This window comes from Amycolatopsis dongchuanensis, from assembly GCF_039542405.1.
Classification (GTDB): Bacteria; Actinomycetota; Actinomycetes; order Mycobacteriales; family Pseudonocardiaceae; genus Amycolatopsis_E; species Amycolatopsis_E sacchari.
The window spans coordinates 381,497-393,269 of the sequence record NZ_BAABIB010000075.1 but is presented as its reverse complement, the minus strand read 5'-3'; the positions used below and the strand labels follow the sequence as shown (position 1 = coordinate 393,269).

General features: G+C 72.1%; 10 protein-coding genes. 9 read left to right on the top strand and 1 reads right to left on the bottom strand.

Features of this window, described 5'->3' with window-relative positions; genetic code table 11:
- The first annotated feature begins 1 nt into the window (after nt 1).
- The 6 genes from sufD to ABFX51_RS19425 all read left to right on the top strand — a co-directional run bounded on the left by sufD (nt 2) and on the right by ABFX51_RS19425 (nt 4,779).
- A complete protein-coding gene (gene sufD, locus ABFX51_RS19450; protein WP_091507428.1) occupies nt 2-1,168 on the top strand; it encodes a Fe-S cluster assembly protein SufD in 1,167 nt (388 codons plus the stop codon).
- A gap of 32 nt (nt 1,169-1,200) precedes the next feature.
- Complete coding sequence (gene sufC / locus ABFX51_RS19445) at nt 1,201-1,971, top strand: Fe-S cluster assembly ATPase SufC (RefSeq protein ID WP_091507425.1); 771 nt, start codon at nt 1,201-1,203, stop codon at nt 1,969-1,971.
- A 40-nt stretch (nt 1,972-2,011) separates the two neighbouring features.
- Entirely contained in the window at nt 2,012-3,298 is a 1,287-nt protein-coding gene (locus tag ABFX51_RS19440; protein WP_091507422.1) for a cysteine desulfurase, read from the top strand.
- The gene (sufU, locus tag ABFX51_RS19435; protein WP_091507419.1) at nt 3,295-3,738 is read left to right on the top strand and encodes a Fe-S cluster assembly sulfur transfer protein SufU; all 444 of its coding nucleotides are present in this window, start codon (nt 3,295-3,297) and stop codon (nt 3,736-3,738) included. Before ABFX51_RS19440 ends, sufU begins: the two co-directional genes overlap by 4 nt.
- Entirely contained in the window at nt 3,735-4,127 is a 393-nt protein-coding gene (locus ABFX51_RS19430; protein WP_346054463.1) for a metal-sulfur cluster assembly factor, read from the top strand. The genes sufU and ABFX51_RS19430 overlap by 4 nt, the downstream gene beginning before the upstream one ends.
- Nucleotides 4,128-4,257: 130 nt before the next feature.
- Nucleotides 4,258-4,779, top strand: coding sequence for a snapalysin family zinc-dependent metalloprotease (locus ABFX51_RS19425; protein ID WP_346054462.1), 522 nt, complete (start codon nt 4,258-4,260; stop codon nt 4,777-4,779).
- Here ABFX51_RS19425 and ABFX51_RS19420 read toward each other — a convergent pair.
- On the bottom strand, nt 4,767-6,470 hold the full coding sequence (locus tag ABFX51_RS19420) for a GGDEF domain-containing protein (protein ID WP_346054461.1): 1,704 nt from the start codon (nt 6,468-6,470) through the stop codon (nt 4,767-4,769). The genes ABFX51_RS19425 and ABFX51_RS19420 overlap by 13 nt on opposite strands.
- A gap of 103 nt (nt 6,471-6,573) precedes the next feature.
- On the opposite strand from ABFX51_RS19420, the gene ABFX51_RS19415 reads away from it, so the two are divergent.
- From ABFX51_RS19415 to ABFX51_RS19405, 3 genes are all read left to right on the top strand, one after another.
- A complete protein-coding gene (locus ABFX51_RS19415; protein ID WP_346054460.1) occupies nt 6,574-8,130 on the top strand; it encodes a deoxyguanosinetriphosphate triphosphohydrolase family protein in 1,557 nt (518 codons plus the stop codon).
- The gene (locus ABFX51_RS19410) at nt 8,127-8,783 is read left to right on the top strand and encodes an acVLRF1 family peptidyl-tRNA hydrolase (protein ID WP_346054459.1); all 657 of its coding nucleotides are present in this window, start codon (nt 8,127-8,129) and stop codon (nt 8,781-8,783) included. The genes ABFX51_RS19415 and ABFX51_RS19410 overlap by 4 nt, the downstream gene beginning before the upstream one ends.
- Nucleotides 8,784-8,933: 150 nt before the next feature.
- Entirely contained in the window at nt 8,934-10,562 is a 1,629-nt protein-coding gene (locus ABFX51_RS19405) for an ABC-F family ATP-binding cassette domain-containing protein (protein ID WP_091507407.1), read from the top strand.
- Nucleotides 10,563-11,773: the final 1,211 nt, after the last annotated feature.

The following is an 11,773-nucleotide window of genomic DNA, read 5'->3' as shown; positions in this document are numbered from 1 at the left end:
CATGACGGTGGCAAGCAACAACGTCTCCGAGGCTGCGGAGGTCACCGTCCCGGCCGCGTCGCGCGCGGAGCGCTTCACCGGGTACGACGTCGAGGCCTTCGAGGTGCCCGGTGGCCGCGAGGAGAACTGGCGCTTCACGCCGATGAAGCGCCTGCGCGGCCTGCACGACGGCACCGCGGTCGCCGACGGCGAGGTCAAGGTCGACGTGGACGCGGCTCCCGAGGTGCGCGTCGAGACCGTCGGCCGGGACGACGAGCGCCTCGGCAAGGCGGGGGAGCCCAGCGACCGCGTTGCGGCGCAGGCGTACTCCGCCTTCACCACGGGCACGGTCGTCACCCTGCCGAAGGAGACCCGCGCGTCGAAGCCGACCGTGCTGCGGCTGACCGGCCCCGGCGAGGGCCACGTCGCGTACGGGCACGTCCAGGTGCGCGCCGAGGCGTACGCCGAGGGCGTGGTCGTGCTCGACCACCTCGGCTCGGGCACGTACGCCGACAACGTCGAGTTCCTGCTCGGCGAGGGCGCGAAGCTGACGGTCGTGTCGGTGCAGGACTGGGCCGACGACGCGGTGCACGTCTCGGAGCAGCACCTCAAGTTGGGCAAGGACTCCGCGCTCAAGCACATCGTGGTCACCCTGGGCGGCGACCTGGTGCGCGTCTCGCCGACCGCGACGTTCGCCGACAAGGGCGGCGAGGTCGAGCTGCTGGGGCTGTACTTCGCGGACGCGGGGCAGCACCAGGAGCACCGGCTGTTCGTCGACCACGCGGTGCCGAACTGCAAGTCGAACGTGATGTACAAGGGCGCGCTGCAGGGCGAGGACGCGCACGCCGTGTGGATCGGCGACGTGCTGATCCGCGCCGCGGCCGAGGGCACCGACACCTACGAGCTCAACCGCAACCTCGTGCTGACCGAGGGCGCCCGCGCGGACTCGGTGCCGAACCTCGAGATCGAGACCGGGGAGATCGCCGGGGCGGGGCACGCGAGCGCGACGGGAAGGTTCGACGACGAGCAGTTGTTCTACCTGCAGTCGCGCGGTATCGAGGAGGAGGCGGCGCGACGGCTGGTCGTCCGCGGGTTCTTCCACGAGATCCTGATGAAGATCGACGTCCCCGAGGTGCGGGAGCGCCTCGAAGCGGCGATCGAAAAAGAGCTCGAAGCCGTCGGCAGCTGACTTTTCACCACGAAGGACGAGAAGAAGACCTCATGGCCACACTGGAAATCAAGGATCTGCACGCCGGCGTCACGACCGACGAGGGCACGAAAGAGATCCTCAAGGGCGTCAACCTGACCATCCGCTCCGGCGAGACCCACGCGATCATGGGCCCCAACGGTTCGGGCAAGTCGACGCTGTCGTACGCGATCGCCGGGCACCCCAAGTACGAGGTGACCTCGGGCGAGGTGCTGCTGGACGGCGAGAGCGTGCTCGACATGACCGTGGATGAACGCAGTCGAGCGGGCATCTTTTTGGCGATGCAGTACCCGGTCGAGGTGCCGGGCGTGTCGATGTCGAACTTCCTGCGCACCGCCGCCACCGCCGTCCGCGGCGAGGCGCCGAAGGTGCGCCACTGGGTCAAGGAAGTCAAGGACGAGATGGCCAAGCTGGAGATCTCGCCCGAGTTCGCCGAGCGCAGCGTGAACGAGGGCTTCTCCGGTGGTGAGAAGAAGCGCCACGAGATCCTCCAGCTGGCGCTGCTCAAGCCGAAGATCGCGATCCTCGACGAGACCGACTCGGGCCTGGACGTCGACGCGCTGCGGATCGTCTCCGAGGGTGTCAACGACTACAAGGCCAACAACGAGGTCGGCGTCATGCTGATCACCCACTACACCCGGATCCTGCGCCACATCACGCCGGACTTCGTGCACGTCTTCGCGGGCGGCCGCGTCGTCGAGTCCGGCGGCAAGGAGCTGGCGGACGAGCTGGAGGAGAACGGCTACGTCAAGTACGTGGGCAAGGCCGAGCCCGCTTCGGTCTGAGCCTCCCACACCCGAACTGACACCAGGAAGGAGTTGGCGCGTGACCACCACAACGGCCAACACGCCTTTGGATGTCGCTGCCGTGCGCGCCGACTTCCCCATCCTGTCGCGCACCGTCCGCGACGGGAAACCCTTGGTGTACCTCGACTCCGGGGCGACGTCCCAGCGGCCGGTGCAGGTGCTCGACGCCGAGCGCCGGTTCCTGGAGACCTCCAACGCGGCGGTGCACCGAGGGGCGCACCAGCTGGCCGAGGAGGCGACCGACGCCTACGAGTACGCCAGGGCACGGACGGCCGAGTTCGTCGGGGCCGACCCGGGGGAACTGGTCTTCACCAAAAACGCCACCGAGGGCATCAACCTCGTCGCGTACGCGATGAGCAACGCGGCCACCGCGGGCCCGGAGGCCGAGCGGTTCCGCGTCGGTCCCGGTGACGAGATCGTCATCACCGCGATGGAGCACCACGCGAACCTCGTGCCGTGGCAGCAGCTCTGCCAGCGGACCGGGGCGACGCTGCGCTGGCTCGACCTGACCGACGGGTTCCGGCTGGATCTGTCCAACCTGGACGAACTGGTGAACGAGCGCACGAAGATCGTCGCGTTCGTGCACCAGTCGAACGTGCTGGGCACCGTCAACCCGGTCGCGCCGATCGTGGCGCGGGCCAAGGAGGTCGGGGCGCTCACGCTGCTCGACGCGTGCCAGTCGGTGCCGCACTTCCCGGTGAACTTCTCCGCGCTGGGCGTGGACTTCGCGGTGTTCTCCGGGCACAAGATGCTGGCGCCGTCCGGCATCGGCGTGCTCTACGGCCGCCGCGAGCTGCTGGAAGCGATGCCGCCGTTCCTCACCGGGGGCTCGATGATCGAGCTGGTGACGATGGAGCGCACGACGTTCGCGCCGCCGCCGCAGAAGTTCGAGGCCGGGGTGCCGATGACGTCGCAGGCCGTGGGCCTCGGCGCGGCGGTGGACTACCTCACCGCGATCGGCATGGACCGCGTCGAGGCGCACGAGCACACGCTCACCGAAGCCGCTGTCGCCGCGCTCGCGGAGATCGACGGGGTGCGGCTCATCGGGCCGTCCGAGTCGAAGGACCGCGGCGCCACGATCGCGTTCGTGATCGACGGCGTGCACCCGCACGACGCCGGGCAGGTGCTGGACAGCCTGGGCATCGCGGTGCGGGTGGGGCACCACTGCGCGTGGCCGCTGCACCGGGTCTGCCAGGTGCCGGCCACGGTGCGGGCGACGTTCTACCTGTACAACGATCTGTCCGAAGTGGACGCGCTGGCCAACGGCGTGCGGGAGGCCCAGAAGTTCTTCGGGGTGGCACGGTGAACCTGGAGAGCATGTACCAGGACATCATCCTGGACCACTACAAGAACCCGCACGGCCGCGGCCTGCGTGAGCCGTTCGACGGCGAGTCGTTCCAGGTGAACCCCACCTGCGGCGACGAGGTGACGCTGCGCGTGAAGCTCGACGGCGAAACGGTCGCGGACGTCTCGTACGAGGGCCAGGGCTGCTCGATCAGCCAGGCGTCGACCTCGGTGCTGACCGACCTCGTGGTCGGGCGGCCGGTGGGCGAGGCGCTGAAGACGATGGACGCGTTCGTCGAGCTGATGCAGGGGCGCGGCCAGGTCGAGCCGGACGAGGACGTGCTGGAGGACGGCATCGCCTTCGCGGGCGTCGCCAAGTACCCGGCGCGCGTGAAGTGTGCTCTCCTGGGGTGGATGGCTTTCAAGGACGCGCTCGTCAAGACCGAGGGAGCGAAGGCATGAGTGAGGAAACGACGACCCGTGAGGGCCGCACGGCTGCCGACCTGCCTGAGCAGGCGCAGCCCGCGGCCGACGTGGCCAAGATCGAGGACATCGAGGAGGCCATGCGCGACGTGGTCGACCCCGAGCTGGGCATCAACGTCGTCGACCTCGGCCTCGTCTACGACATCCGCGTGGAGCCGGACAACACCGCGACGCTGGACATGACGCTGACGTCGGCGGCGTGCCCGCTCACGGACGTGATCGAGGACCAGACGGCTTCGGTGCTGGTGGGCAACGCGGGTGTGGTGAAGGACTTCCGCATCAACTGGGTGTGGATGCCGCCGTGGGGCCCGGAGAAGATCACCGAGGACGGCCGCGAGCAGCTGCGCGCGCTCGGCTTCACGGTCTGAACCGGCTGGACGGAAAAGCCCCTCTCCGGAGGGGCTTTTTTCGCGCCGAGCGGTGTATAACGACCTATACGGCACGGCTTCCGACTTTCGCGGGTACTCGGGCCGCCCGCGGCGCCCCTAGGGTCGGCGCATGAGGCACAGGAAGGCACTCGCCGCATCACTGGCGGTGACCGCGACCTTGGCGGTCCAGCTCGTGACGGCGAGCGCGAACGCGGCGCCGGTGACCACGCTCCACTACAGCTCCTCCGGCGCGCCGGACTACGTGACGCAGATCGACCAGGCCGCCGCGAACTGGAACGCCGCGGTCACCGACGTGCGGCTGGTCAAGGGCGGCACCGCCACGATCGTCTTCGCCGAGACCGACGACGGGCGGGGCTCGTACACGAACACCGACGGCCACGGGCACGGCCGGATCTACCTCGACAAGCAGCAGGTCGCCGAGGGCTTCGCGGTCACGCGCATCGCCGCCCACGAGCTGGGGCACAACCTCGGCCTGCCCGACCACTACTCGGGCCCCTGCTCGGAGCTGATGTCCGGGCACGGCCCCGGCACGTCGTGCACGAACGCCGTCCCCGACGCCGCGGAGGCCGCGAAGGTGCAGCAGGACTGGGCCGACGGCTTCGCGGCGGGGGACGTGCGTCAGGCGGAGTGACCGAGCGGCGCTCGCTGCTCGGGGAACAGCCTGCGGCCACGGAGGATCTCGACGTGCTCGGTGTCGGGCCTGCCGAGCACCCAGCTCGACCCCGGCACCGCCTTCGCCCGCTTCTTCAGCGGCGCCAGCCGCCGCGACGCCTCGCGGTAGGAGGAGATCGTCGCGGTCGCACACACCAGCGTCGCGAGTGACACGGTGACCGGCAGGCCGTCCGCGGACCACGGCGTGTCCAGCAGCGCCGCCGCGATCGTGCCGATCTCGTCCACGTCGCACGCGATGAGGAAGTCGTCGCCGCCGACGTGGCTGACCGTCGTCCGCTTCAGCCGCGCCGCGAGGTCGGTGAGGGTGCGGCCGAGCGCGCGGATCAGGTCGTCGCCCGCCGCGAACCCGGCGTTGTCGTTGACCGCCTTGAACGAGTCCACGTCCAGCCACGCCGTGACGAACGGTTCGCGGCACGCGATCCGGCGCTCGATGTCCCGCGCCACCGTGTCACTGCCCGGCAGCCTGGTCAGCGGGTTCAACGCGGCCGCCTCCTCGACCTTCGCCTCGGCGACGCCCCGCACGACCTCGGTCACCAGCACCACCCCGACGCAGCGGCCCCGCTCGTCCACCACGACCACGTCGTCGCCCGTGCGGCTCCAGTCGGCGTCGGTCACGAGCTCGAGCAGTTCGAGCGCGCCCGCGTCGGCCGAGATGACGTGCGGCGGGTCGGCCAGCCTGGCGGCCGGGCGCTTGGCGTGCAGCGCGTGCCCGTACGGACCGGTGACGGAGACCAGGAACCGGGTCCGGTCGACCGACCACTGTGGACGGTGATGCTCGTCGACGCCGACGATGCCGGACGGGCCGTCGCCCGCGGCGAGCGCCGTGCGGACGTCGTCGCACGTCGCGTCGGCAGGCAGGGTGGCGGCGGGGCGCAGGAAGTCCCGGACGCGGGGCGCCGTCAGCGGACCCGGCCCCGGCAGCTCCCCGGGCTCGGGCGTGGCCGGGGTGAGCAGGTGGGTCCACGACACGCCGTCGGCGGCCGGGGCGAACAGGTTGCCCTGCGCGATGCGGACCCCCAGTTTCCGCACCGCCGTCAGCTGCGCCTCCGTCTCGATCCCGGTCGCGACGAGCCGGGTGCCGCTGCGGGCGGCGTAGTGCAGCAGCGACTCGACCACGGCGACGGACGCCGGGTCCGCCGGCAGCCCGCCCAGCACGGTCCGGTCGAGCTTGAGCAGGTCGGCCGGGGCGGCCGCGAGCAGGGCGAACGGCAGGTCGGCGCGGCCGAGGCCGTCGAGCGCGAGGCGGAAACCCAGTTCGGCGAGCCGGTGCAGCCCGGCCAGCAGCTGCTCGGGCCACACCTGGGCGAACGGCGGCCCGATCTCCAGCACGACCTCACGCGGGCGGCGGTTCACCGAGGCCAGCGCGTCCAGCAGCGGGTCGAACACCGCGCCGGGCGCGGCGGCCGTGGTGGCGGTGAGGTTGAGGTGCAGCGGCAGCAGGGTCTCGTGGTCGGCCTCGGCGCGGGCGGCCTCCGCGGCGAGCGCCACGTCGACCTCGGGCAGGCGCTGTTCGCGCCGGGCGCGGTCGAGCAGCTCGGCGACCGAACCCCGGCCGGGGCGGGCGAGTGCCTCGAGCGCGACGACACCGCCGGTGTGCAGGCTGTACAACGGCTGGAAGGCGAACCGGACGGACCTCGATGATTCGCGCACGGACCGATACTCGCCGGTCAGACGGCGTTTCTCCAGACTTGTCGGCTGATGTTCACCGGGGCGTCGCCGAACCGGCCGCGACCGGCACGGTTAGCCTCGACGCATGCACGATCCGCGCACGCGCCGCCGTGACGAACAGGCGGAGGCGGCCAGCTGGCCGGACCTGGCGGACAACCCGTTCCGGGCCGATCGCGACCGCATCGTCGTCTCCCCGTTCTTCGCCCGCCTCGGCGGCGTCACGCAGGTGGTCAGCGCCGCCGGATCCGGGCTGCTGCACAACCGGCTCACCCACAGCCTCAAGGTCGCCCAGGTCGCGCGCGCCATCAGCGACCGCCTGCTCGCGGCGCCCGACGGCGCCGAGCTGATCGGCAAGCTCGGCGGGCTCGAACCCGACGTCGCGGAGGCCGCCGCGCTGGCGCACGACCTCGGTCACCCGCCGTTCGGGCACCTGGGGGAGCAGGTGCTCGACCGCATCGCCCGGCACCGCTTCGGGCTCGCCGACGGCTTCGAGGGCAACGCCCAGACCTTCCGCATCCTGACCACCACCGACGTGCGCGGTCCGTCCGCGGTGGGGCTCGACCTGACCGCCGCGGTGCGGGCGGCGGTGCTGAAGTACCCGTGGGCGCGGCTGCACCGGCCCGACCCGCACCCGGCGACGATGCCGAACCCGCCACGTGGCGCGGCCGAACCGCCCGGCGCCCCGGGCACCGGCTCGGCGAAGTTTTCGGCCTACAGCACGGAACTGGACGACGTGGTGCAGGCGCGTGAGCCCTACGCCGGCGTGATCGAGCCGTGGCAGCAGACCGTCGAAGCGTCCGTGATGGACACCGCCGACGACATCGCCTACGCGATCCACGACATCCAGGACTTCCACCGGATCGGCGTGCTGCAGCACGCCCCGGTGGCCACGGAGCTGGGGCAGTGGCTGGCGAACGCGCTCGAACTGGCCGGGCTGGACGACGCGACGCTGGCGGCGCAGACGCGGCGGCCCGGCCGGTCGCTGGAACTGCTGCGGCGCCGCATGCACGTCCGCGACGCGTGGGTGGTGGACGACGACGCGTTCGCCGACGCCGTGTCCCGCGTGCGCACCGAACTGGTGGACGGCCTGCTGGCGCGGGGTTTCGACGGCTCGATCGAGGCCGAGCAGGCCATCGCCGCGTTCTCGGCCCGCTGGACCTCGCGGCTCGTCGGCGGGGTGGTCGTGCTGGAGTCACCGACCACCCGCTCCGGGCACGTCACGCTGCGGACTGCTCAGTGGCACGAGGTGCAGGTGCTGAAGTTCGTGCACCGCACCTTCGTGCTGCTGCGCCCCGAACTCGCGCTGCACCAGCGCGGCCAGGCGAGCCTGGTGACCACCCTCGTGGACGCCCTCGACGCGTGGCTGGGCGACCGTGACGAGGAGTCCCGGCTGCCGCGCCGCCTGCACGACCTCGTGGAGCTGGCGCACGCCGAGTTCACCGACCTGGCCGCGAACGCCCCCGAACTGCTCGTCGGCGCGACGGGGGAGCAGGTCACCGGCGCCGACGCCATCCGCAGCCTGGCGCGGGGCCGCGCGGTGATCGACTTCGTGTCCTCGCTGACCGACCGGCAGGCGGTTTCGCTGCTCGACGCCCTGTCGGGCCGGTCGTCGCAGCCCTGGTCCGATTCGTTCGTGCTGTGAGCAGGGTGCGGGACGCCGCCGGGGGCGGCAGGGTGGTCGAGGTCGCGCCGGAACGGCTCGGCGGCTGGTTCGACCGGTTCGCGACCCGCAACGGCGGCATCCGCGAAACGGCGGCGACCGACACCGAGGTCGTGGTGACGGCGGCCAACGGGACGACGGCGACGGCGGTGGTGCCGTTCCCGCCGCTGACCGGTTCGGGCCCGCCGACGGTCCGGCTCGCCGTGCACGCCAAGCGATCCCGTCGCATCGGGCTGCTGCTGGTGCGGCTGGGCGCGCACAGCGTCGGCGTCGCGGAAGGTGGCAAGGTCGTGGTGTCGCGCACGGACCGGCACCACGTGCACGGCCGGGCGGCGGCGGGCGGCTGGTCGCAGCAGCGCTTCGCCCGGCGTCGTGAGGGGCAGGCGCGGCAGGCCCTGCGTGACGCCGCGGACGACGCCTACGAGGTGCTGGTGCCACGAGTGGGGGAGCTGGACGCGGTCGTGCTGGGCGGGGACCGGCGCGCGCTGGACGAGCTCCGCGCCGACCGGCGGCTGGCCCCGCTGTTCGAGCTGGCTTCGCAGCGCGTGCTGGACATCGTCGAGCCGCGGCGGGCCGTGCTCGACGAGGCGGCGGAGCGGGCGCGTGACGTGGAGATCCTCGTCCGCGACGCGTGAGCCCGGCCACCGGCGGAAAAGCGGTGGCCTCCGCTCGTTACACTGGGTTTCGTGGGGTTCGAGGAGATCCAGCTGGAGTAGCGCTCCCGCCCGGCCTGGTGCCGGGCAGTCGAAGCCTGTCCTCATCCACCCCCGTTCCCGGGAGTTCCCTTGATCACGGCCACCGGCCTCGAGCTGCGCGCCGGTTCGCGCATCCTGCTCGCCGACACGACCCTCCGCATCCAGCCCGGCGACCGCATCGGTCTCGTCGGCCGCAACGGTGCGGGCAAGACGACCACGCTGAAGGTGCTGGCCGGTGAGGGGCAGCCCTACGCCGGTGAGGTCCGGCACGGCAGCGAGATCGGCTACCTGCCGCAGGACCCGCGTGAGGGCGACCTGTCCGTCACCGCGAAGGACCGCGTGCTGTCCGCGCGGGGCCTGGACGCGCTGCTGCGCGACATGGAGAAGGCGCAGACAGCGATGTCCGAGCTCGTCGACGAGGACGCGCGGGACAAGGCGATCCGCCGCTACGGCAGGCTGGAGGAGCGGTTCGCCGCGCTCGGCGGGTACGCCGCGGAGTCCGAGGCCGCGCGGATCTGCTCGAACCTCGGGCTGGCCGAGCGGGTGCTGGCGCAGCCGCTGCGGACGCTGTCCGGCGGGCAGCGGCGCCGCGTGGAGCTGGCGCGGATCCTGTTCGCCGCGTCCGACGTGGGCGCGTCGGGGCGGTCGGACACGATCCTGCTGCTGGACGAGCCGACCAACCACCTCGACGCCGACTCGATCAACTGGCTGCGGGGCTTCCTGAAGTCGCACGACGGTGGGCTCGTGGTGATCAGCCACGACGTCGACCTGCTCGACGAAGTGGTCAACAAGGTGTGGTTCCTCGACGCGACGCGCGGCGAGCTGGACCACTACAACATGAACTGGAAGCGCTACCTGGAGGCGCGGGCGACGGACGAGAAGCGCCGCCGCCGTGAGCGGGCGAACGCCGAGAAGAAGGCCGCGGCGCTGCAGCAGCAGGCGGCGAAGCTGGGCGCGAAGGCGACGAAGGCGGTCGCGGCGAAGAACATGGCGCGGCGTGCCGAGCAGATGCTGGCGAACCTCGACGAGACGCGCCAGGCGGACAAGGTCGCGCACATCAAGTTCCCCGCGCCGGCCCCGTGCGGGCGCACCCCGCTCACCGCCGAGGGACTGTCCAAATCGTACGGTTCGCTGGAGATCTTCACCGGCGTGGACCTCGCCATCGACCGCGGTTCGAAGGTGGTCGTGCTGGGCCTCAACGGCGCGGGCAAGACGACGCTGCTGCGCCTGCTCGGCGGGATGGAGAAGCCCGACACCGGCCAGGTGGTCGCGGGTCACGGGCTGCGGCTGGGCTACTACGCGCAGGAACACGAGACGCTCGACCACGAGGCCAGCGTGTGGGAGAACATCCGGCACCTCGCGCCGGACACGGGTGCGCAGGAGCTGCGCAACCTGCTGGGCTCGTTCCTGTTCACCGGTGAGCAGCTCGACCAGCCCGCAGGCACCCTGTCGGGTGGCGAGAAGACGCGGCTCGCGCTCGCGGGCCTGGTGTCGAGCGCCGCGAACGTACTGCTGCTCGACGAGCCCACGAACAACCTCGACCCGGCGAGCCGGGCGCAGGTGCTGGAGGCGCTGCGGAGCTACACGGGTGCCGTGGTGCTGGTGACGCACGACCCGGGCGCGGTGGAGGCGCTGGAGCCGGAGCGGGTCATCCTGCTGCCCGACGGCACGGAGGACCACTGGTCGGCGGACTACCTGGAGCTGGTGCAGCTGGCCTGACCCCGCGCGGCGGTGGTGCTGTCGCGGGGGCGGGGGTGGTGCTGCGGGGCTGGGGGTGATGGCCTGGCCGCCGGGGTGAGTGCTGGGCCGGGGGTGATGGCCGGGCCGCCCGGCTGATGTCACCGCCTGGGTGGAAGCGGTGGGCGGGCCTCTCGTGGGTGCGCCCCGCCGGGCGGGGTGGCTTGCCGAGGTGCCTGTGGGGCGAGGTGGGCTTGTCGCGGGTGGCTGCGGGGCGAGGTGGCCTGCCCGGCGGGGCGACCTGCCGAGGGCCTTGTCGCGGGTGCCCCCCTGCCGAGCAGGGTGACCTGCTGCGGGCGCCTGCCAAGGGCCCCGTCGCGGGTGCTTCGTGTCGGGCGGGGTGGCCCGCCCGGCGGGCGCCTGCCGGGCGGCGTGGCCTGTCGCCTGTGCTTCGTGTCGGGCGGGGTGGGAGCGCGGGGCGGCGGTGGCTGTCTGCTGGCGCGGGTTCCCGCTGCCCGGCCCCGTGAGGGGCGGTCGCATCCCGGCCCGGGAAGCGGCGGCAAGTCCCTCCCGATGTGGTAGCCACCCCAGCGCCCCGCGCTACCACGGCCGCCCCCGCGATCCGCCACAAGGCAGCCACCCCCGGGCCACGGCAGCTGCCTCCGCGATGCGCCCAGCCGCCCAGCAACGCGGCAGCTACCCCAGCCACCCCGCGGGCCACGGCGGCTGCCCCTGCGGTCCGGCAGCCGCCCCGCAATGCGGCAGCCAGCCCAGTCACCCCGCGGGCCACGGCGGCTGCCCCCGCGAACCGGCAGCCGCCCCGCAACGCGGCAGCCACCTCGGTCACATCCGGGCCACGACGGCCGCCCCGCGGTCCGGCAGCCGCCGCCGGACCGCGGCAGCGTGCCCCCTGCCGCTCGAACTCCGCCGCCCACCCCCATCGCCGCCCATCCCACCCAAAGCCCCGCCGGGCCCCGCCCCCTCCGGAGATGAGGCGTTCCGGCGACCGTTCCGCTATATTTGGTTCTGCGGCGAAACCATTCGTAGTTAGCCCTGCCTAAGATTTCCCGCCCGGCTCGACTATCGAGCACGCGGAGCCGTCGCTGGTCGCCAACAAAAGCCGCCTGTGCCCGAAAAGTGTGTCCAGGTGCTTAGTTGTTGTAGGCAACCACACTGAAATGGCCCAATATCGGCCGATTCCGAGGATTTTTTCGCCCGTCGCCTGGCAATCCGCCGCCGGGTGTTCGATCATT

Excerpts from the sequence above, each read along its gene's own strand:
- ABFX51_RS19430 (WP_346054463.1), top strand. The coding sequence starts at position 3,735 with ATGAGTGAGGAAACGACGACCCGTGAGGGCCGCACGGCTGCCGACCTG.
- sufD (WP_091507428.1), top strand. The coding sequence starts at position 2 with ATGACGGTGGCAAGCAACAACGTCTCCGAGGCTGCGGAGGTCACCGTC.
- ABFX51_RS19415 (WP_346054460.1), top strand. The coding sequence starts at position 6,574 with ATGCACGATCCGCGCACGCGCCGCCGTGACGAACAGGCGGAGGCGGCC.
- sufC (WP_091507425.1), top strand. The coding sequence starts at position 1,201 with ATGGCCACACTGGAAATCAAGGATCTGCACGCCGGCGTCACGACCGAC.
- ABFX51_RS19425 (WP_346054462.1), top strand. The coding sequence starts at position 4,258 with ATGAGGCACAGGAAGGCACTCGCCGCATCACTGGCGGTGACCGCGACC.